Source organism: Wenjunlia tyrosinilytica, from assembly GCF_014646055.1.
Taxonomy (GTDB): domain Bacteria; phylum Actinomycetota; class Actinomycetes; order Streptomycetales; family Streptomycetaceae; genus Wenjunlia; species Wenjunlia tyrosinilytica.
Genome location: NZ_BMMS01000023.1, coordinates 128,740 through 148,518, shown reverse-complemented (window position 1 = coordinate 148,518; position 19,779 = coordinate 128,740). Strand labels below are relative to the sequence as shown.

The following is a 19,779-nucleotide window of genomic DNA, read 5'->3' as shown; positions in this document are numbered from 1 at the left end:
GCCTCTTCGAGTAAACCACAGTCCTCACCAGGGAGTGTTCACTATGACTGCCCAGACTGGGCGCGGCCGGGTGGTCCGCGACGTCGTCGATGGAGAGGGACTGTACTTCTCACGGTTCGCCACCGCCGGTCCCTATGTGTTCATGTCCAGCCTCCCGGTGGACGAGACCGGGAGGCTGCCCGGTGAGTCGGAGGTGAAGGCGCCCTACCACCTCTCGCCCGCGGCCCACTGCACCCTGCAGACCCGGTATATCTACCAGCGCTACGTCGACATGCTTCCGGAACTCGGTTCATCGATCCGGGACGTGGCCCAGATCGAGCAGTACATGCCGGCGAAGAAGTACGGCGACGCATACACCGAGGAGAGCCGGTCCCCCGGCTTCCTCGACAAGGCCAGGCCGACCAGCGCCAACATCTCCACCGGCCCCCTGGTCCCCGGATTCGCCACGATCGCGCACACCGGTATCGCCGTCAGCCCCGAGAGAGGCTTCACCAAGCAGATAGCGACCGCCAGCGCCGGATACCACGAGAGCCTGACCGAGCGCACCTATGGCGATTCGTTCAGCGAGGAGGGGCCCTTCAACGAGGTCATCACGGTGGGCCCCTACGTGTTCACCGTCGGGGACACCGCGATCGACTACGCGGCGCACGACATCCACCAGGACGCCAAGGTCGACGACATCGTCTGGTGGGGGAGCGAGATCCGCAGCGAGACGGAGTTCGTGCTGACCAGGCTTGAGACGTACCTCGCCCGGGTCGGCGCCTCGCTCGACGATGTCGTCCATATGACCGTGTACCTGACGGACCTGGCCGACCTGTTCGAACTGGACAAGGTATGGCGGCGGCGGTTCACCGGCGCTCCGCCGGCGCGCACCGTCGTCCCATGCCAGGGACTGGGTATCCCCGCCTTCGAAGGAAGCGACCTCCACCATCGGGATCGTGCGGTGCGCATGGAGCAGATGAGCCAGTCGGTGCGCCCCGGGCTCGGCTACCAGCGGGAGATCGTCAGCACCGGAAGAGAGCCGCTCGGCCACGAATCGGAGGCGGTCAAGGCGGGTCCGCTGCTGTGGGTCTCCCAACTCCTGGCTGGGGACGCGTCGGGCCTGCACAGCGCCCCGGATGTGATGAGCCAGCTCGACTGCATCTTCGATCGGCTCGACGAGGTGTGTCGGGCCGGGAACACCAGCATCGACAACCTGGTGCGGCTCCGCGCCTTCGTCACCGATCCGACCGACGGCTACGCCGTCTACCGGATGCTCAAGCGGGTCATGCCGGACAGTCCGCCCACGGTCTGCGTCACCGCGGTGCCCGGCCCCCTGCATGTGCCCGGCTGTTCCGTCCTGGTCGACGCGGTCGCCTATGCCGAGCCCTCACAAGCGGTCTGAGGAGCGACCTCACCAGCCTTCACGCCAACCAGGAGAGTCCATGACAATCGCCGAACTGGAGTCGGTCGCGGCGCGATGGTCTTCCGACGACGAGGCGGGGTCGTTCCCGGTCCACGAGGCGGCGACCGGGAGACTGCTCGCCCGGATCCGCGCCGCCGACGCCGCAGAGATCGACGCGGCGGTGCGCGGTGCGCACCGTGCCTTCACCGAGGACTGGCGCCATCGCACCGGCGCGGAGCGGGGCCGGATGCTCAGGCGGGCAGCCCAACTCCTGCGCGAGCACGCGGACGAGATAGCCGAGATCGAATCGCGCGAGGTCGGCAAGCCCATCGAGATCTCCCGGCACTACGACATGGTGGTGTGCGCCGAGTCGTTCGAGTTCTTCGGGGCGCTGGCGGACAAGATCCACGGCGATTTCTTCCCGGGCGGCCCGATCGACACGTACACCATCCGCGAGCCGTACGGCGTGGTCGCCGGCATAATCCCGTTCAACTGGCCGCCGGTGCATACCGCCGCCAAGGCGGCGCCCGCGCTGGCGGCCGGCAACGTGGTCGTCCTCAAACCCCCCGAGCAGTGTCCGCTCACCGTTCTGCGGATCACCGAAATCCTCCAGGAGGTCTTCCCCGGACAGGTGGTCCAGGCGGTTCCCGGTCGCGGTTCGGAGGCGGGCAGGGCTCTGACCGGTCACCCGCTGGTGCGACGGATATCCTTCACCGGCTCACCGGCCACCGGACGCGCCGTCCTCAAGGACGCCGCGGAGCACTTCACCGGCGCCCTGCTGGAGCTGGGTGGCAAGTGCCCCCTGATCGTCTACGAGGACGCGGATCTCGACCTCGCGGTGAGCGGCGCCGTCGAGGGGACCTTCTTCAACCAGGGAGAGGCGTGCACATCCGCCTCGCGGGTGCTGGTGCACGACGCGGTCGCCGACGAATTCATCCGCCGGTACATCGCCGCGACATCCCGTCTGGTGGTCGGGGACGGCCTGGACCCGCGGACGCACATCGGAGCCATGGTCACCGCGGAGCACAAGCGGAACGTGGAGGCGTTTGTGGAAACCGGGCAGCTGGAGGGAGCGGTGCTGGCCTTCCGCGGCCGGATCCCGGACGACCCGCGCCTGGCGGGGGGCTACTTCGTGCCGCCGACGGTCTTCACCGACGTCACCCCCGGGATGCGGATCGCACGCGAGGAGATCTTCGGACCCGTGGCGTCGGTGATCCGCTTCGCCACCGACGAGGAGGCCATCGAGATCGCCAACGGCACGGATTTCGCCCTGGTGGCCGCCGTCTACACGCAGGACGACCAGCGCGCCAGACGGGCCGGTCGGGAGATCGACGCGGGAGTGGTCTTCGTCAACAACTACAACCGCATGTTCCTGGGTACGCCGTTCGGCGGCAACCGCGCCAGCGGATACGGAAGGGAGCACGCGGCCGAGACATTGCAGGAATTCCTGCGGACCAAGAGCGTCAGGACACCGTCCGGCAGATCGCAGGTCCCCACCTGGAGCGGAGCCCGCGGCACCTGAGGCGCGCGGTATCGGACCGGGTCGGCTGCCGTGGCACCGGCCGCGGTGCGGCCCGCAGGCCCCGGGAAGCGATCGCCTCGGTCGGCCCCCGGTGCCGCGCGACCGCCATCCACCGGGACGGATCCCGGGACAGACCATGCAACTACCGAGGCGGAAGGAGACCGGGAGCATGCAGCACGCGGAATCCCGGCTGTGGGACCTGAAGGACAAGGCAATCGTGGTGACCGGCGCGAGTTCCGGGATCGGCGCGCAGATCGCGAAGACGATGGCCGCGGCGGGAGCGCGGGTCCTCCTCGTGGCCAGGGACGCCGGGCGGCTTGCCGCCTGTGCCGAGGACATCACGGCCGCGGGCGGGGAGTGCGAGGTCTGCCAGGCGGACGTGACCGCGCCGGATGCCGCCGAACACGTCGTCGCCGCCGCGCTGCGCGTCTTCGGCCGGATCGACTGTCTGGTCAACAACGCGGGCGTCTTCACCATGAAGCCGTTCACCGAGACCGGAACCGACGAACTGGACGCCCAGTACGCGACGAACGTGCGGGCACCGTATGCCCTCACCCGCGCCGCGGTACCGCACATGGGCCGCGGCTCGACCGTGGTCTTCGTCGGCTCCAACCTCGCCCAGTTGGGGCTCGCCGGCACCGCCGCGTACTCGGCCAGCAAAGGAGCGGTGGAGTCCATGGCTCGTGCGCTGGCCGTCGAGCTTTCCGAGCGGGGCATCCGGGTCAACACGGTGGCACCCGGGATCATCCGCACCCCGATGACGTCGTATCTCGACGATCCCTCGGCGTTGGCAGCCGAGACGCGGCGCACGCCGGCCGGCCGCGTCGGCGCGCCGCAGGACGTGGCCGCCGCGGTGCTCTACCTCAGCTCCCAGGCGTCCGGATTCATGGTGGGCTCGGTGCTCACCGTCGACGGTGGCATCAGCGCCTACTGACCCCCGGCACGCCCGGGACCCGCGCCGCCCGGGCCCCGGGCGATCAAGGACAGGACCTCGGCAATGACACTGCAGGCCACGGCCTCGCGCCCACGGAAGACCCACGGCACCCCGGCGCCCCGGACGATGCCAGGACCCGCGCAGCTGTGCCGCCGTCCACCGGCGTCCGCACCGCCTCTCGGCCACGGTCCCGGCGCCCCGACGCGGACCTGGGCACCGCGGCCCGGCCGACGCGTCGGCGCGGGGGTGGACTGACATGCGCGTCGACGTCCACGCCCACTACTTCCCCGAGCGCTACCTGGACTTCCTCGACCGGCACGGTGGCCCGCCGACGGCGATCGCCCGCGATCCGTTGGCCGGGGACGCGGGCATGGGCCAACGGCTCGCCGCGATGGACGCCGCCGGGATCGGCCGGCAGATCCTTTCGGTGGCTCCCGTCCTGCCCGACATCGCACGCGCCGACGCGGGTGTGACGGCGGCTCGCCTCGCCAACGACGCCTTCGCGGCGCTCATCGGGCGCCACCCCGACAGGTTCGCCGCCTTCGCAAGCCTGCCGCTCCCGCACATCGACGCCTCACTCGCCGAGCTCGCACGCACCGCCGACCAGCTGGGATTCCCCGGCGCGGTGATGGGAACCTCGATATTCGGCCGCTCGCTCGCGTCGCCCGAACTGGCCCCGGTCTTCGAGGAGTTGAACCGAAGGCGCGCCGTGTTGTTCCTGCATCCACTGGGCACCGGGACCGGACCGCTGACCGCGGAGCACGGTCTGACCTGGCTGGTCGGGGCGCCATACGAGGACACTCTGGCCGCAGCGCACCTGATGCTGTCGGGGCTGCTCGACCGCTTCCCCGGCATCGACATTATCGTGCCCCATCTCGGCGGAACGCTTCCCTTTCTCCTCCAACGCCTCGACGACCAGTACCGGCGCCACCCCAACCAGGCCGCCGCGCCGCCCAGCCGACTCGCTCGACGGCTGTGGTACGACACCGTCAACTCGCATCCCGCGGCGCTGCGCTGCGCCCGCGACAGCGTCGGGGCCGACAGACTGCTGCTGGGCACGGACTTCCCCTATCTGCCGGGGCCGATGTTCACCCGGGCGGTCGAGTACATCGCGGACTCCGGCATCCCGGCCGGCGAGGCGTCGGCGATCACCGAGGGCAACGCCCTGCGGCTGTTCGCGCGGAGCGGTCGCGTGCAGGCGGGGCCCACAGCCGAGGGCCGAGGCGATCCGCACGCGGCTGCTCGTAGCAGCGACTGACGAGAGACGGAACAGGTGGGTTGGATGACCATGCCAGCGAAGAACGGCGCTGCGGCTGTTGAACTTGCCGGCGTCACCAAGAGGTTCGGGGGCGTGACCGCTCTCGACGCGGTGAACCTGCGCGTCGACTACGGCCAGGTGCATGCCGTACTCGGTGAGAACGGCGCAGGCAAGTCCACTCTCATAAAGATCCTGACCGGTGTCATCAGGCCGGACCAGGGAAGGATCACCGTCAACGGCCGGCCGACCGCGTTCCGTCATCCGCGGGCCGCCATGGCCGCCGGGATCAGCCTCGTCCCGCAGGACATCGTCGCCGTGCCCCGTCTGACCGCCGGCCGCAACGTCCTTCTCGGGCTCGAATCCCGGAATGCCCGCAAAGGCCGGCTGAACCGCCGGGAGCTCACCGCGGCCCGCCAGGCGCTGCTGCAAGCTGGGGCGGAGTTCGACGCCGCGACGAGCGCGGGGTCACTGAGCGTTCCGGAGCTCAGACTGGTCCAGGTGGCCAAGACGCTCGCCCGTCCCGGCGAAGTGATCGTCTTCGACGAACCCACCGCCGTACTGTCCGAGCCGGACGCCGAATCAGTACTCGACCGCCTGGAGGCGTTGCGGGACCAGGGCAAGGCGATCGTCTACGTCACCCATCGCCTGGGCGAGGTGATGCGGATCGCCGATCGGGTGACGGTGCTGCGCGACGGCCGAGAGGTGGGGAGCTTCGCGCGCGGCGAGTACGACCGTCAGCGCATCATCGATCTGATGAGCAGGGTGACGACCGGTCCGGCTCCGGAGCCCTCCGGCGGCGTGCCCCGGCGCGAGCGCGCCGAGCGCAAGCGGGTTCTCACGGTCACCGGGCTCGGCCTGCCACGGGCCTTCACCGATGTCGACCTCGCCGTGCACCAGGGCGAGATCGTCGGTATCGCCGGGGTGCAGGGCTCCGGCCAGGGCCAATTGCTGCGGGCGATCGCCGGCCAACTGCCGTACACCGCGGGCACGGTCCAGATGGCCGGCACGCTGTTGCGCCCCGGCTCGGTGCGCGAGGCATACTCCCACGGGCTGGTGCTGGTACCCGCGGACCGGCGTGGCGCGGGTGTGGTCACCGGCATGTCCATCCGCGAGAACACCGCGCTCCCGGTGCGGGCCCAACGGGACATCCGCCGGTTCGGCTTCCGCCGGGCGCGGCGTGAGCGGGAACTCGCACAACGATACGGGCGGATGTTCGACGTCCGCAGTGCCGGTACCGAGCAGCGCGTCGGCTCGCTCAGCGGCGGAAACCAGCAGAAGATCAGCCTGGCCCGTGCGGTGGAGAGCGCACCGACCGTGCTGTTGGTCGACGAGCCGACGCAGGGCGTGGACGTGAACGCGAAGGCCGAGATCAGGGCGGCCCTGCGCCGCCTTGCCGCCGACCGGTGCGAGGGTGTCGTGATCGCCAGTTCCGAATTCGAGGATCTGCTCGGACTCGCCGATGTCATCCATGTGATGAGGGGCGGGCGCGTCGTCACGGTGGTCCCGGGCCCCAGCGCCACCTACGGGGAACTGCTCGGGCACGCCGTCGGTTGAACGCCCCCGAGTCCGACCGGGAGCCTGCCGCCCGCCGGCCCGCCGTCGACGCGGCCTGCCCGGGCTACTGGGGCTCCGAGGGTGGGAAAGTTGCGGCCTGCCGGGGCTACTGGGGTCCGGGGATGGGGAAACCAAGACCAACCGCATGGCGCACCGCAGAGAAGTCTTGACTCCGGGTGCGTGAGGTCCTCGCATGCCAGAGCGGGGCCGGCCGGGACCGGCGGGCGCCGGGTGAGAAGACGATCACTCTCCGGGAAGGACACGCCGGACGGACGGCACGGCGCTCAGACACCGAAGACTGACGGGCCGACCCCGCCACAGATCATGCTGATGCATTCCTCTTGTTGTTGCAAGGTATTCGCAATAGAGGCATAGGCTGTCCCCAGACGATCACTCACCCGGAAAGGGGACGTGCCTGATGGGCACCTATGCGCTTCCCGACCTGCCCTACGACTACGCCGCGCTGGAGCCGGCCATCACCGGGCAGATCCTGGAACTGCACCACGCCAAGCACCACGCCGCCTACGTCAAGGGCGCCAACGACACCCTCGAGCAGATCGCAGAGGTCCGCGACAAGGACCAGATCACGCCCACCTCGCTGGTGGGGCTGGAGAAGACCTTCGCCTTCAACCTCTCCGGCCACGTCCTGCATTCGATCTTCTGGCAGAACCTCTCCCCGGACGGCGGCGACCGACCCGACGGCGCCCTCGCCGACGCCATCGACGAACACTTCGGCGGCTTCGAGCAGTTCAAGAAGCAGCTCACCGTCGCCACCGCGTCCGTCCAGGGATCCGGCTGGGGCGTCCTGGCCTGGGAGCCGCTCGGACGCCGCCTGATCGTGGAGCAGGTCTACGACCACCACGGCAACGTCGGCCAGGGCAGCACCCCGCTGCTGGTCTTCGACGCCTGGGAACACGCCTACTACCTGCAATACAAGAACGTCCGCCCCGACTACGTCACCAAGCTGTGGGACCTGGTCGACTGGGAAGACGTCGCCGCCCGCCACACCGCGGCAACCGGCGCCTGACCCAACATCACAACATCACCCGGCGGGCCGGGAAGCCACTATGGCTTCCCGGCCCGCCAACTCGTTTCGGCGGCCCTCCAATCAAGATCAGAAACACACGCACTCAAGATCCCCGACAGCGTCACGCACTTAGGCAGCGGCGGCATGAGGGTGGTCTACCTGGCCCGTTCAGCCTCCGGAGAGAAGGCGGCCGTCAAGGTGGTGCGCCGGGAGTGGACCGAGGACCCCCAGTTCCGGGCACGCTTCGAACTCGAGGTCGCCGCGGCCCGCATGGTCCACAGCGCCTTCAACGCCCCCGTCATCGACGCCGACCCCTACGCGCCCCGACCCTGGACGGCCACCCTTTCGTCCCCGGCCGGTCCCTGGACGAGCAGGTGCGCGAAGGCAGCCCGCTCACCGCGGAGCAGTTGCAGGACCTGGCCAAGGCACTGGCCAAGGCACTGATCGACATCCACCGCACCGGGGTGGTGCATCGCGACCTCAAGCCCACCCACGTCCTGCTGACCGCGGACGGCCCGTGCGTGATCGACTTCGGGATAGCCCGCGCCATGGACGGCAACCCCCTCGCCCGGGCCGGACAGGCCGTCGGAACCCCGCCGTTCATGGCACCCGAGCAGTTCACCGCCCGTACCAGGCCGGACCCCACACCGACCTCTTCGCCCCGGCTGCGTACTGGCCTTCGCCGCCACCGGACGCAGCCCCTTCGACGCGGGCAGCCCCCACGCCACCGCCTACCAGGCCGTCCACGAACCCCCGAACCTGGACGGACTGCCCACCCCCTTGCTCTCCCCTGGTGACCCACTGCCTGGCCAAGAAGCCCACCGACCGGCCCGCCCCGCAGGAACTGCTGCACACGCTCAGCGCCCCGCGCCCCGCCCCCACCAGACGAAAGCAGCTGCTGGCACGCATCCCGGTCCGCCCGCCCCGCCCCGGCCGACTCACCACACCGGCGGCCGCCGTCGCCGCGCTCGCCGCGCTGTGCACGCTGAGCTTCCTCGCAGGCGGAGCCGTCGCCGACAGCGACGCGCCGCACCGTCCCAGCCGACCGGCTCCGAAGCCGCTGCCCCCTCAACCATGGGAAGCCCGAGTCCCCACGGGCGGGCACGATCCCATGGAATGCATCGCGGAACCGCATGACATCTTCTGCGGCCGGCCCTACGCCACGTACCTCGCCCGGCCCAACGGGTCCCTCATCCGCCTGGACATCGAGACCGGCAAGCGCGCATGGCAGCGGGACAGACCGCCAGCCTCGAACAAGATGGGCTTCGACGGATGCGACAGCCCCTCGGGGTCTCCGCAGGACACCTCATCGCCCGCCGCCCCCGCACGCTGTGTGCCCTGGATGCGAGAACCGGCAAGACGGCTTGGACACGGCCGCTGCCCGATGTCATGCAGTGCGACCTGGTCGGCTCCACGGTGTACCTCGCCGACCCCAAGATCGTCGCCATCGGTGTCCGGAAGGGCCGGATTCGGTGGACCAAACCCTTGCCCCACCGGACGCAGTTCATCGCCACCGAGCAGGGCATCTACACCCTTGCCGACCGCGGCCTCAAGATGGATCTGACCGCACTGGACCAACGCACCGGCCGGCCCAAGTGGAACACCCTCGTGCCAGACCACTCCCTGACCTTGGCGAAGTACGACGCGATGGACCGCGAGGCACGCGGCCTGCCTGTTGCACGCGACGTCGAGCTGTACCTCGCCCAGCTGACGTCCTCGGTCGTCGAGACCGGCGTCTGGCGTCGTGACGGACCTGTTCGCCGAGGCCGGCCTGGAGACCGCCGACCTGACACCTCTGAACGGCGCGCTCGTCGTCCAGTCGCAGAACAGTGAGGCCCCCACCTGGCGGCGAGGCGCTGCGGCGGCTCATCGAGCGGAAGATGCGCGAGGTGACGCGGCACAACATCGTCCGGCGCACGACCTTCTCCGAACGACTGTAGGATCTGATGGTCCGGTACATGAGGCAGCAGTACACGAGCGCGGAGTTCATCGCCGAGCTCGTCGAGATGGCGAAGCAGGTCATGGGACCCTCGCCGATCAGGCTGGCAAAGGCACCTTCCGTCGGCTCGCCGAGCGCGGCATCAACGGCGCCTTCTCTGAACTACGAGTGAGGGCGGCAATCAAGGTTCGGTCGTCGGCCTTGCCTTGCCGAAGGTCAGAGTTCCTTCACGTGAGAGGCGCGCTCGTGGTCGTGTTACGAGCGCGATGGGAGAAGCCGCCCGTATGTCGTCCGTAGCAGTCGGCTGGACGAGTCGAGTGTGTACGCGGCGACTTTGGGGGCCGCGCTGGACAGGAAGCCCGATCCGCCATTGTTCAGGACCGTCTTGCCGGCTTTTCCCGCAGCGACCCAGTCGATCTCGACGGCGAAGGCACAAAAGCAAGTGTTGTTCTCCAGGGTGAGCTCGAACACCTCGGGGTCGTTCGACGAGATCTTGTAGGGAAAGGTCACCGGCGGGTGCGCAGCCGCCTTCGCGATGATGGGTGGATCACTCTTGTTCAGATCGGTCCAGAACGGTCTGACGTCCACTGCCGCTCCGCACCCTCCGTCCGCGACGGCGATGCCGGTGGCGGGAGGGTCCTTCCGCTCCAGGTCCAGCACACGCATGCCCACCAGCAGTACGGCCTCTTTGGACGACGTCTGGCTGGTGATGTCGACGGCTACCGGCCCCAGGCGCCTCTGCCCCTTGTGCTCTCCCCTTCGGTAGTCGTCGGCCGTCTCCGCGTAGTAGTTGACGCTGGAGGCACAGTGCTCCTGCGCCTGGATGTGCACGTATGACGGGAGCTTCGCATTGCCGGGATTCACCGGCCGTGGCACCGGTATCCCCTTCGGCGTCCCGCCGAAGGACCCCAGCGCGTACACCGTGTACGCGCCTCCCGCGACCAGGACCAGCGCCAGTGCCGCTGACCGTCCCGTCGCCCGCCGCCACCACTTGCGTGCCTGAGGCTTAGCCGGGGGCACACTGTAGTAGTGGATGTTCTGGACGCCCTCGGTCTGGAAGGGGCCTTGGAAGGTGTTGTCGCGGAATGCGAAGTCGTCCTGCGCGCCGTACTGTCTGTTGTCGTCGGTCATGTGGCGGCGCCGCGGTGGATGTGCTGGACGCCCTTGACCTGGACCGGACCGCCGAAGGTGTTGTGGTGGAACTCAATGTGGTCCCCGCCAGGCTGGCTGCCGGGTGCCCGGGCAAGGGATTGCAGGTGGGCCAGCGCCTGCTCAAGATCGGACGCGAATCCGGTATCGGTCTCGTCGGCTTCCTCCAGCATGAGCAGCACCCGCTGCCGGGTCCGGTCGCTGGGCGACTCACGCCCGCTTGCCGCTTCCTCCGTCAGCCGGTGCAGCGCGGGGTCGTCTCCGAGTTTCCGGCTCACCACGTCGTGCAGGCGGTCCATCCCGGCGTCCAGCGCCCGGTCGACTTCCCCGTCCGCCCGCCCAGTCACGCGCTGAGCCTTCCGGACAGCCCACGCGAATAAGTACCCGATCGCGATCTCGATGCCCGTCACCGTCACCCCCCACGGCCAGTGCTGACCCCACAACAGACGGTACCGCCTACTGGGCGGCGAATCAGGCCGATCGGCCCGAAAAACACGCCTTACAACTGGGTGAGTTCGTCCGTACGCAACTGAGGAGAGACGTCCGTACGCGGACACCCCGACCAGTGCAACGCGCTGTGTGGTGTCCTCGGGCAGCGCCAGGACGGCGTCCAGGGCCGGGCGTGGCAGCGAGACGGAACGGAAGAACGGCTGGACCCTGGCCGAGACCGCCGGTGACACAGGTCCCCGGGGGATGCAACGGCTGGTGAACCACTACCTGTGGGACACCGACGCCCTGCGTGACGACGTCCGCGACGCGGTCGTGGGGCACATCGGCGATCCCCAACGGGGAGTTCTACGGCGTCGGTGAGTTTCCACCGTGCCTCGGGTGCCGCAGGGGCCGGCCACAGGCGCCCGTGCCGTCCCGGCTGGGGGTGTGCGTGCCCCGCGCGGCCTACCCGCGGGTGAAGAGCCGTTGTCGGCAGTGCTGTCCGCTTGTTGGGCAGGTGGCCAGGTGCCGGCCGACGCGGTTACGGCATCAGGCGGCGAGGGATTCCTGACTCGCCGGCCTGCAGGCGCCGTTGCACCGGGTTGGTGCTCAGCTTGCGCGTGGGCCCCATGACAGTGGCGTCCGGGTCGGGCACGGCCGCACGCTGGTCGGCTCCGTACTGCGGCGGCTGCCAGCACACCCACAGGCTGCGGCGCAGCGGGCCAGGCCTGCGCACCCCCAGCCCGCCGGAGGCCGAGTGCGCCGGGATCTCGACGATCTCCTGCCATCGACCGGGGTCCGGGGCCGGTTCGGCGCGGTGAAGGGGGACAGTGACCTCGACGTTCCCGGTGTGGATACCGGTTTGCACGTAGGCCTCGCCGTCCTCCGCGTGCACGAGCCCGTTGTGGTGGGGAGGCAGTTCCGGGCCGAGGCCGCCCTCCTCGTCGCTGATCAGGAACTGGTGGTAGGAGGCGGAGACGGCTGCACAGCCTTGTCCGATCGGCTCGTTCATGGCGTGGTTCCGGCGTGTGAGTCGTGTGGTCAGGGCTTGATCCAGACCTGGAACCTGTCCCTTCGCGGGCAGGCAACTTCGAGGTGGCGCGGCGCGCGTTGTGGAGTTGCAGGCGGCAGGTCGTACCCGGATCCGGCCGATAGCGGCTGTGGTCGGACGACCGGTTGGACAAGAGCATCTATTCCGTGGTCTCCCGCTCCTGCGGCCAGGACCTGATCACCGCCGGTACCTACACCGAGATACTCGCCCGCCTGCTCCCCTGCGCCGCCTACGGGGCCTGCGACTGGCGCGGCGGCTGCCATCTGCGCCGTCAGTACTGCGGCTACGGGTTCGGGCGTCGGCGCGGGTACGGGTTCTGCAGGGAGTGGGATGAAGGCGGATGGGGTCGGCGGTAACGGTGAGCCGGGCTCTCCGCGCCGTGTGCCGATCGGAGTCGGAGCTCCGGTTGGGGCGTGTTTGCCAGACTTCGCGCGGAATCCTGGTCACCGCCTGGCCCGTGCTGGAGGGCCTGCTCACCCGCCCGCCCGGCGGATCCACCAGAATCTGCGTCGGCTCCAGCACCGCCCCGACTGAGGCTTTCGGTTCGGGGTGATGGTGGTCTCGGTGGTGGGTGCATCCCGGTGTCATCGGTATCCCGATGGGGGCCCGACCGCGAGACAGCGGGCCCGGCGGGAGCAGATGCGGTTCGAGGCTGCCGAGTTGGTCGTGCGAGGGGTGACGTCGCCGCAGGTGGCGCGGCGGTTACGGGTCTCCCGCAAGTCCGCGTATGCCTGGCATGCCGCCGGTGGGACGGCGAACCGGAGTCCTGCGGTCCAGGGGGCCGTCCGGACGGCCGTCACGGATGACACAGGACCGGCGGGCCCGGTCGGCTTCCGAACCGGGGAAGGGCGCCGCGCACGGCTGGGTGGAGGACCGGCGGTGGAGGCCTGCCCGGGTGGCCACTGCGATCGCGGTTCCATGTCCGTTTCGGCCCGGCGCGGACCTGGCGCATCCTGCGCCGGATGGGCTGGGCGGTGCGGGGCCCCGGCGCGGCGTACTGCCGAGCGGGACGAGGACGCAGTGGCCACCCGGATCAAGGAGGCCTGGCGCAGGTGGAAAGCCGGCCGCAGGTGGAAGGACAGTGAGGGATCAGGACGCCCGGCTGTGCTTCGAGGACGGGTCGGGGCAGATGCTGCGGCCGCCGACGGCACGCACCTGGTCCCGGCGCGGACACACGCCCGCCGTCACGGTCCGCGCCGCGGGATCGCGAGGGATCCCGCTCGCCGGCCCGGTCTGCCACAAGGCCCGGTGACCGCACCCGGCCGATCTTCCGGATGCTGGTGCGCCACGGCCGCACGTGCGAGAAGAAGGGCTTCGGGGAGAAGGGCTTCGCCCGCCTCCTGGACGCCGCCCATCAGCGTCGCGTCGGTGACCTCGTGCTGCTGTGGGAGGACTGCACCCACCACTGCACCGACCACGTGGACGCCGCGATGCGGCGCGAGCTGATCGCGGCTTCTCGCAGTGGCCCAAGGATTCCCTCGCGGCCGCACGCATGCCGACTCCGATCCGGTCAGCGGGACTCCCACGGGACTCCCACCTGATGTCGAGACCTCGCTGACAGGCGCAGATGCCGGTGCGGGCCCGAGGATCCGGGGCCGCGCGAACGGGTCTCAGCCGGCGATGGCGCTCGCGACGTACGCGCGCGCCCCATCCTCCAGCCGGGCCTGCAGGGTGAAGAACAAATCGGCGGCGCGGATCCCGATCCAGTCCGGCGGGAGCAGTTCGTGCGGCAGCCCCGGGTCGAGGTAGGGCAGGTGCCGCCAGTCGGTGAGCGTGCGCACGTAGTCGATGAAGGCGTCCCGCTCATCGACCGCGGAGCGCTGCCGCCACCGCTCCAGTACCGGCGCGTGCTCGTCGACGAACTCGGTGTACAGCTGTTCCAGCTGGTCCAGGTCCCACCACTGGCGTACCTTCGCCTTCAGGTCGCTGAAGGCGAGGTGATCCGCGCGGAAGAGGTCGGCGTAGCCGTCGAGGCCCAGGCGCCGCAGCACCTCGGAGGTCGGTTCGTGCAGGTGCGCAGGCGCGATGTACACCCCCGACGCGGTGGTGCCGAACCCGAGCCGGTTCAGGCGGGAACGCAGCAGGTGCCGTTTGCTGCGTTCGGACTCCGGCACCGAGAACACCGCCAGGAGCCAGCCGTCGGCCAGGGACGAGCGCTCCCGCCGGAAGATCCGGTGGTCGCCCTCCCGCAGCACCGCCATGCCCTCCTCCGACAGCGCGTAGCCCGCCGCGCCGCCCCGTCGCTCGGCGTGCAGGATGCCGCGCCGCTTGAGTCGGGAGATCGAGGACCGTACGGCGGGTGCGTCGATACCGAGGTCGGCCAGGAGGTTGATGAGCGACCCCACCGACAGCCAGCCGCCCTCGGTGCGGGAGTACAGGCCGTACACCGTCACGATGAACTGACGGGGCTGCGCCGTCCGTGGTGCCCCGCTGCCCTCGGCCGGTTCGCTCGGTTTTGCTGCGACCGTCATGTGAGCAGGATAGCAATGGCGAACAGCCGCCGTGCCGGGGCAGGTACGGCGGCTGTTGCCCGGGGGCGCAAGGGCGCTAGCGTGCCGCGGGCGGCGGGGTCGTCGCATACCTGCCGGACAGCAGGGATCCGGCGCCCGGGGCGACGGCGGGCAGGTTCAGGGCCCCCATCATCTGATGGGCGGTGGCGACGGAGGCCGAGAGCACCGGCTTGCCGATTTCGTTCTCCACGATCTCGATCGATTCCAGTGACGGCATCTGGACGCACGCCGACAGCACGATCGCGCCGGCGTCGGAGTGGTCGAGCCGCCGGACGATGGGGATCAGTTTCTCGGGGTCGTGCGCGGCGACCTGAAGGTTGTCCGGGATCTCCAAGGCGGTGTAGTCGGTGACCTCGACCCCCTCGTTGCGGATGTAGGCCACGACCAGCTCGGTCAGCGGCCGCAGGTACGGCGCAACGAGGGTGATCCTGCCGGCCCCCAGTACCTCCAGCGTGCCGACCAGGGCACCGGCGCTGGTCACCACCGGCGCCGGCGCGCCGTTGTCCGCCGCGACCTTGGCGAGCGTCTGCTCGGAGGTGCGGTGGTAGCCGTGGCCCATGCTCATGATCGCCACCAGGCAGGCGTAGCCGAGCACATCCACGTGCGCGTCGGAGAGTTCGGCCGCGCACCGCACGTAGTCGGCGTCCATGGCGGCCAGCTCCTCCTTGCGTACCTCCTTCATGCGCATCCGGCTGGAGTGGAAGGTGAACCGCTCGGGCTCGACCGTCTCCCGGGCCCGCAACAGCGCCGGGATCTCGGTCTCCATCGTGACGTTCGAGCTCGGCACGATCTGGCCGATACGGAATCTTCTCGCGCTCATCGGACGTCCACCACGGGGTTGCGCAGGGTACCGATGGACTCCACGGTCGCCTCGACCACGTCGCCGGGCCGCAGGAACTGCTGCGGGGTGAAGCTCGCGCCCACTCCGGCCGGTGAACCGGTGGCGATCACGTCGCCGGGCTCCAGGGTCATGCCCGCGGTGATGTCGGCGATCAACTCGGGGATCCGAAACAGCATGTAGCCGGTGTTGGACTTCTGCTTGACCTCGCCGTTCACGCGCAGGGACAGGTCCAGCCGGTGCGGGTCCGTGACATCGCCGGCGGTGCGGATGGCCGGCCCGAACGGCGCGTAGGAGTCCTGGCCCTTGGAGTAGAACCACTGCCCGGACCGCCTCTGGTCCCGTGCGCTGCCTGGGCGGGCTGTACTTCGCCGCCCTGGCCAAGCAGCTGGACCCCAGCCGCGAGATCACGGTCTGGGAGCGCAACGCCGACGACGACACCTTCGGATTCGGCGTGGTCTTCTCCGACGAGACCCTGGACGGCATCGCGGCCGCCGACCCGCGGATCTTCGCCCGCATGGAGAGCGGATTCGCCCGCTGGAGCGACATCGACATCCACTACCGCGGCCAGGTGCAGACCTCGGGCGGACACGGCTTCGCGGCGATATCCCGCAAGCTCCTGCTGCAGATCATGCAGCGGCGCTGCGCCGAGCTCGGGGTCGAGGTGCGCTACCGCACCCTGGCACCCCCGGCGGACGAGCTCGCCCGCACCCATGACCTGGTGATCGCCGCCAACGGCTTCAACTCCATCACCCGCGGCAAGTACGCCGACGTCTTCCAGCCCTCCCTCGACGAACGCGACTACCGGTTCATGTGGCTCGCCACCGACCGGGCTCTGGAGGCGTTCACCTTCATCGTCGCCGAGACCGAGTGCGGGCCGGTGCAGGTCCACGCGTACCCCTTCAGCGCCGACCGCAGCACCTTCATCGTCGAGATGACCGAACGCACCTGGCGCAACGCCGGATTGGACGTCCTGGCCGCGCGGGAGTACGGGCCCGGGGAAAGCGACCACGACAGCGTCGCCCGCTGCGCCGACCTCCCCGTGACCACCTCGGCGGCCACCGGCTGCTGACCAACAACTCCAAGTGGGTGCGCTTCACCACCGTACGGAACGCCACATGGCGGCACGCGAACATCGTGCTGCTCGGCGACGCCGCCCACACCGCGCACTACTCCATCGGCTCGGGCACCAAGCTGGCCATGGAGGACGCCCTGGCACTCGCCGCCAGCCTCGAGCAGCCCGGCGACCTCGCCGCCGCGCTCGACCACTACGAGCGCACCCGCAAGCCGGTGGTGGAGTCCACCCAACGCGCCGCCCAGGCCAGCCTGGAGTGGTTCGAGAGCATCGACCACGCGATCGGCACCGAGCCCGCGCAGTTCGCCTTCAACCTGCTCACCCGCAGCCGCCGGGTCACCCATGACAACCTGCGCCTGCGCGACGGTGCGTACATCGCCTCACTGGACCGCTGGTTCGACCGTCGGCAGCCCGGCGCCGCAGCGGTACCCGCCCCGCCGCTGTTCCAGCCGTACACGCTGGGCGGCCTGCGGCTTCGGAACCGGATCGTCGCGGCCCCCGTCGCCTTGTACAGGGCCCAGGACGGGATGCCCGGCGACATCGATCTGATACACCTCGGCGCCAAGGCGCTCGGCGGGGCGGGCCTGGTGCTGGCCGACATGACGGCGGTGAGCGAGACCGGTCGGGTCACTCGGTTCCAGCCCTCCTTGGCGGGGGTGACCTCGGTGAGCAGGCGGACGGGCTGGGCGTCGTCCTGAGTGGTCATCGTGCGGGGTCCTTCACAGAGACGGAGGGCAGGGTGTGAAGTGGTGCGGGCCGCGGCGCCGGCGGCGCCGCGGCCGCAGGGGGTCACTGTCGGCGGTAGCCGTAGCCGCCCAGTTGACGGGCGAGTTCCGCGACGACGGTCTCGTCGCGGCCGAGGATCAGGCTGGGCAGCGGCTGGCCCTTGGCGATGGCCTCGCGGATGAACGGGCCGACCTGGAAGTCCTTCCAGACGGGGCCGCGTTCGCTCTGCGGCCTGACGGTGAAGCCGTGGCCGGCGGCGGCCAGGACGACGGCGCAGTCCAGGGCGGGGCTGGCGTTGTGCACGGCGGCTGCGGCACTGCGGTGGATCAGTGCCTCGGTGATGGCGGCGGAGGTGTCGCCGACGTGGTGGATCTCGGGGAACGTCCGCTTGAGCACGCCGTCGTGCTCGCGAACGGCGCGGGGCAGGACGAGGTGGTCGCGGTCGGCGGGCGGGCGGGGGGTCTCCTTGCTGAACTCCTCCCACTCCTGCTCGGGAAGGCGCAGTCGCCACGCGCTGGAGCAGTCGGCGGTCAGCGCGCAGTTCGCGGTCACGACGCTGGCGCCCACCGGGTGGCCGGGGATGTGCACCAGCATCGAGATCGAGGCGGCGTGGTGGTCGCCGACGGAGAGCAGGTTCTTCGGGGATCCGGTGATGGAGATGGAGGCGAAGGAACGCTTCCGTGCCAGAGCGTGTTTGGCCTGGGCCAGGCATGTGTCGGCGGACTCGGCCTGGGCTCCGATGACGTCGACGTTCCCGTGGTTGTCGCGCATGTACTTGTCGAACGCGGTGAGGATCGCCTCGATGGTGCGCTGGGTGATGGTGCCCCAGTGCTCCTCGGCGTGCGGGGCGCCCACCGGCGGGCGCCGGTCGGGGGTGAGGTGGAAGTCGTCGGTGTCGGAGAGCAGGCGCATGAAGCGCTTGGCGTCGCGGGCTTGCGGCATGGAGACGGTGCGGTCCGAGTCGTCGATGTCGACGGCCTGGTGGAGGGCCGTGCTGGAGCTTCGCAGCGCACGGGAGACCACTTCGGCTCCGCCCCGGGCTATGCCGACCGCGGTGGTGCGCGGCGGTCCGCCGCCGTTGACGCTGGGGTTCTGGTTCACGTTGGCCCATCCTCCTGATGACCGAACGGGTGTAGAGCGGCGGGAGGGCCCGCGCACGTCTACGACGAGGGCAGCTCAGACTACAACCCTGCATGTAGGAGCCATGTCGACACATATACTCGACACGCATGACTTGTCGCTAATCACTTTAGAAGTCTATACATCGCACCGGCGAACAATACGTGCAATTAGAACTACACAACTACAAGAAGGTCAGAAACCAAGCAAGGGTGACTGTACTGTAGTGCCGCCGGGGAGCGTCTCCGGTGGCAGCCGCTCACCCACACGACTGCCGGAGTGTGCGGAGGAGGCGTGCCATTCCACCTCTCGGTCGGAGCGTCAGGCACGCCCAACGTCCGTAGAAGGGGCTCACGTGAGTGACCGTCAACGCGAGAACAGTCGGGCCGAGAGCAGGGAGCGGCAGGTCGTCGTCTCCGTACGGCTGAGCGAGGGCTTGCTGCAGCGTGTTCATGCCTTTGCGGCGGTGAAGGACTCCACGGCCAATGCCGTCATCCGACAGGCAGTTGAGGACCACATCCGCCGTGAGGTGCGCACCAAGGAATTTCAGGAGGCAAGCCGGGCCCATGTCCAACGCGCACAGGCCGAGGTCGAGGCCCTGACGATTGAGGAGGGGGACCAGGATGTCGCCTGAAGACCGCACGGGCTGTACGCCGACAGGGCAATCCACGGCGCAGCACTGAAGGCGCAGCACCAGCTTTTGATCACCGCCGACCGCTCCTACCGGGCGGCCGTGGCGAACGCGTGATCCGCGGGGGTCCGGCACCGGTGCCGGACCCCCACTTTTCGCTCCCGTGCCCCGTGTCGCAGCGCCCCAGGAGCGCCGGAGGCGACGCGTGCCGTGACGAGCGAGGGTGCACTTGGCCCGCCATCGGCCATCATCGTGCGACCTGCCGTCCGGCCGCCCGTTCGGGGCCGACCGGGGGTTCGCGGCCCGGGGCCGCTCACGCCGCTCTCGACGGCTCGAGACGTCCGCCGATCCGACGGGCGCACCGCCCGTCGGCACCTGCCGCCTCCCCTGTATCCGCTCATCCACCCGCTTCGTCACATCCCTTCAGGGACCGCATCCGCAGCAGGGCTCAGGCCTCGGGCTCACGCAGCTCCGGTCGATCGCCGGGCGGACTCCCGGGCCTGCCACTGCTCTTCTCGCGCACAGCGCGAGAACCGCCCGCGGCCCAGGGGGTCACCCTGCGGCGACGCGGGGGCGCATCCGCCGACGCAGCGGGGTCGCGCGCCGGACGGAATTCACCAAATGATCAAGGAC

19 protein-coding genes and 3 pseudogenes are annotated in these 19,779 nt (G+C 69.8%); 15 read left to right on the top strand and 7 right to left on the bottom strand.

The features are described from left to right. Nucleotides 1–43: 43 nt before the first annotated feature. From IEY86_RS24885 to IEY86_RS36725, 9 genes are all read left to right on the top strand, one after another. A complete protein-coding gene (locus tag IEY86_RS24885; RefSeq protein WP_189134063.1) occupies nucleotides 44–1,384 on the top strand; it encodes a RidA family protein in 1,341 nt (446 codons plus the stop codon). Between the two features lie 40 nt (nucleotides 1,385–1,424). Next, entirely contained in the window at nucleotides 1,425–2,906 is a 1,482-nt protein-coding gene (locus tag IEY86_RS24880) for an aldehyde dehydrogenase family protein (protein WP_189134062.1), read from the top strand. Nucleotides 2,907–3,075: 169 nt separating this feature from the next. Then, a complete protein-coding gene (locus IEY86_RS24875; RefSeq protein ID WP_189134061.1) occupies nucleotides 3,076–3,840 on the top strand; it encodes an SDR family NAD(P)-dependent oxidoreductase in 765 nt (254 codons plus the stop codon). Nucleotides 3,841–4,096: 256 nt separating this feature from the next. Then, nucleotides 4,097–5,098 carry an amidohydrolase family protein gene (locus IEY86_RS24870; protein WP_189134060.1) on the top strand — a complete coding sequence of 334 codons (1,002 nt, stop codon included), beginning with the start codon at nucleotides 4,097–4,099 and terminating at the stop codon, nucleotides 5,096–5,098. A 24-nt stretch (nucleotides 5,099–5,122) separates the two neighbouring features. Continuing rightward, on the top strand, nucleotides 5,123–6,652 hold the full coding sequence (locus tag IEY86_RS24865) for a sugar ABC transporter ATP-binding protein (protein WP_189134059.1): 1,530 nt from the start codon (nucleotides 5,123–5,125) through the stop codon (nucleotides 6,650–6,652). Nucleotides 6,653–7,070: 418 nt separating this feature from the next. Then, a complete protein-coding gene (locus IEY86_RS24860; protein WP_189134058.1) occupies nucleotides 7,071–7,679 on the top strand; it encodes a superoxide dismutase in 609 nt (202 codons plus the stop codon). Then, nucleotides 7,619–8,476, top strand: coding sequence for a protein kinase domain-containing protein (locus IEY86_RS24855; RefSeq protein WP_308425170.1), 858 nt, complete (start codon nucleotides 7,619–7,621; stop codon nucleotides 8,474–8,476). Before IEY86_RS24860 ends, IEY86_RS24855 begins: the two co-directional genes overlap by 61 nt. 475 nt (nucleotides 8,477–8,951) lie before the next feature. Then, nucleotides 8,952–9,512, top strand: coding sequence for an outer membrane protein assembly factor BamB family protein (locus tag IEY86_RS36730; RefSeq protein ID WP_229698723.1), 561 nt, complete (start codon nucleotides 8,952–8,954; stop codon nucleotides 9,510–9,512). A gap of 125 nt (nucleotides 9,513–9,637) precedes the next feature. Continuing rightward, nucleotides 9,638–9,790: a DUF3387 domain-containing protein gene (locus IEY86_RS36725; RefSeq protein WP_229698722.1), complete on the top strand. Its 153-nt coding sequence runs from the start codon at nucleotides 9,638–9,640 to the stop codon at nucleotides 9,788–9,790. An 83-nt stretch (nucleotides 9,791–9,873) separates the two neighbouring features. On the opposite strand, the gene IEY86_RS24840 is transcribed toward IEY86_RS36725, so the two are convergent. Both IEY86_RS24840 and IEY86_RS24835 read right to left on the bottom strand, forming a co-directional pair. Then, the gene (locus IEY86_RS24840; protein ID WP_189134056.1) at nucleotides 9,874–10,749 is read right to left on the bottom strand and encodes a hypothetical protein; all 876 of its coding nucleotides are present in this window, start codon (nucleotides 10,747–10,749) and stop codon (nucleotides 9,874–9,876) included. Next, nucleotides 10,746–11,177 (bottom strand): chromosome partitioning protein, encoded by a 432-nt coding sequence (locus IEY86_RS24835; protein ID WP_189134055.1) that lies wholly within the window; start codon nucleotides 11,175–11,177, stop codon nucleotides 10,746–10,748. Before IEY86_RS24835 ends, IEY86_RS24840 begins: the two co-directional genes overlap by 4 nt. A gap of 169 nt (nucleotides 11,178–11,346) precedes the next feature. On the opposite strand from IEY86_RS24835, the pseudogene IEY86_RS24830 reads away from it, so the two are divergent. Continuing rightward, a pseudogene (locus IEY86_RS24830) lies at nucleotides 11,347–11,565 on the top strand (IS701 family transposase); the annotation flags it as partial. A 172-nt stretch (nucleotides 11,566–11,737) separates the two neighbouring features. Here the strand turns inward: IEY86_RS24830 and IEY86_RS24825 are convergent. Then, nucleotides 11,738–12,208 (bottom strand): hypothetical protein, encoded by a 471-nt coding sequence (locus IEY86_RS24825; protein ID WP_189134054.1) that lies wholly within the window; start codon nucleotides 12,206–12,208, stop codon nucleotides 11,738–11,740. A gap of 164 nt (nucleotides 12,209–12,372) precedes the next feature. Here IEY86_RS24825 and IEY86_RS24820 point away from each other — a divergent pair, with 164 nt between their 5' ends. Beyond that, nucleotides 12,373–12,603 (top strand): hypothetical protein, encoded by a 231-nt coding sequence (locus tag IEY86_RS24820; protein WP_189134053.1) that lies wholly within the window; start codon nucleotides 12,373–12,375, stop codon nucleotides 12,601–12,603. Between the two features lie 196 nt (nucleotides 12,604–12,799). Further along, nucleotides 12,800–13,695 (top strand): annotated as a pseudogene (locus tag IEY86_RS38510) (winged helix-turn-helix domain-containing protein); the annotation flags it as partial. 162 nt (nucleotides 13,696–13,857) lie between these two features. On the opposite strand, the gene IEY86_RS24805 reads toward IEY86_RS38510, so the two are convergent. From IEY86_RS24805 to IEY86_RS24795, 3 genes and pseudogenes are all read right to left on the bottom strand, one after another. Continuing rightward, a complete protein-coding gene (locus IEY86_RS24805) occupies nucleotides 13,858–14,718 on the bottom strand; it encodes a PaaX family transcriptional regulator (RefSeq protein WP_189134050.1) in 861 nt (286 codons plus the stop codon). Between the two features lie 76 nt (nucleotides 14,719–14,794). Then, a complete protein-coding gene (locus IEY86_RS24800) occupies nucleotides 14,795–15,577 on the bottom strand; it encodes a maleate cis-trans isomerase family protein (RefSeq protein ID WP_308425169.1) in 783 nt (260 codons plus the stop codon). Continuing rightward, nucleotides 15,574–15,885: pseudogene (locus IEY86_RS24795) on the bottom strand (fumarylacetoacetate hydrolase family protein); the annotation flags it as partial. The pseudogene IEY86_RS24795 and the gene IEY86_RS24800, both read right to left, overlap by 4 nt. Nucleotides 15,886–15,938: 53 nt before the next feature. Here IEY86_RS24795 and IEY86_RS37880 point away from each other — a divergent pair. After that, the gene (locus IEY86_RS37880) at nucleotides 15,939–16,667 is read left to right on the top strand and encodes an FAD-dependent monooxygenase (RefSeq protein ID WP_308425168.1); all 729 of its coding nucleotides are present in this window, start codon (nucleotides 15,939–15,941) and stop codon (nucleotides 16,665–16,667) included. Nucleotides 16,668–16,684: 17 nt separating this feature from the next. Then, entirely contained in the window at nucleotides 16,685–17,368 is a 684-nt protein-coding gene (locus IEY86_RS37875) for an FAD-dependent monooxygenase (RefSeq protein WP_308425167.1), read from the top strand. Nucleotides 17,369–17,459: 91 nt separating this feature from the next. Here the strand turns inward: IEY86_RS37875 and IEY86_RS24785 are convergent, their stop codons facing one another. Then, nucleotides 17,460–18,497 (bottom strand): hypothetical protein, encoded by a 1,038-nt coding sequence (locus tag IEY86_RS24785; RefSeq protein ID WP_189134049.1) that lies wholly within the window; start codon nucleotides 18,495–18,497, stop codon nucleotides 17,460–17,462. A gap of 373 nt (nucleotides 18,498–18,870) precedes the next feature. Between IEY86_RS24785 and IEY86_RS24780 the strand changes: the two genes are divergently transcribed. Beyond that, complete coding sequence (locus tag IEY86_RS24780) at nucleotides 18,871–19,149, top strand: hypothetical protein (protein WP_189134048.1); 279 nt, start codon at nucleotides 18,871–18,873, stop codon at nucleotides 19,147–19,149. The last annotated feature ends 630 nt before the right edge of the window (nucleotides 19,150–19,779 follow it).

Excerpts from the sequence above, each read along its gene's own strand:
- IEY86_RS24885 (WP_189134063.1), top strand. The coding sequence starts at position 44 with ATGACTGCCCAGACTGGGCGCGGCCGGGTGGTCCGCGACGTCGTCGAT.
- IEY86_RS24880 (WP_189134062.1), top strand. The coding sequence starts at position 1,425 with ATGACAATCGCCGAACTGGAGTCGGTCGCGGCGCGATGGTCTTCCGAC.
- IEY86_RS24875 (WP_189134061.1), top strand. The coding sequence starts at position 3,076 with ATGCAGCACGCGGAATCCCGGCTGTGGGACCTGAAGGACAAGGCAATC.
- IEY86_RS24870 (WP_189134060.1), top strand. The coding sequence starts at position 4,097 with ATGCGCGTCGACGTCCACGCCCACTACTTCCCCGAGCGCTACCTGGAC.
- IEY86_RS24865 (WP_189134059.1), top strand. The coding sequence starts at position 5,123 with ATGACCATGCCAGCGAAGAACGGCGCTGCGGCTGTTGAACTTGCCGGC.
- IEY86_RS24860 (WP_189134058.1), top strand. The coding sequence starts at position 7,071 with ATGGGCACCTATGCGCTTCCCGACCTGCCCTACGACTACGCCGCGCTG.
- IEY86_RS36730 (WP_229698723.1), top strand. The coding sequence starts at position 8,952 with ATGCGACAGCCCCTCGGGGTCTCCGCAGGACACCTCATCGCCCGCCGC.
- IEY86_RS36725 (WP_229698722.1), top strand. The coding sequence starts at position 9,638 with ATGAGGCAGCAGTACACGAGCGCGGAGTTCATCGCCGAGCTCGTCGAG.
- IEY86_RS24840 (WP_189134056.1), bottom strand. The coding sequence starts at position 10,749 with ATGACCGACGACAACAGACAGTACGGCGCGCAGGACGACTTCGCATTC.
- IEY86_RS24825 (WP_189134054.1), bottom strand. The coding sequence starts at position 12,208 with ATGAACGAGCCGATCGGACAAGGCTGTGCAGCCGTCTCCGCCTCCTAC.
- IEY86_RS24805 (WP_189134050.1), bottom strand. The coding sequence starts at position 14,718 with ATGACGGTCGCAGCAAAACCGAGCGAACCGGCCGAGGGCAGCGGGGCA.
- IEY86_RS24800 (WP_308425169.1), bottom strand. The coding sequence starts at position 15,577 with ATGAGCGCGAGAAGATTCCGTATCGGCCAGATCGTGCCGAGCTCGAAC.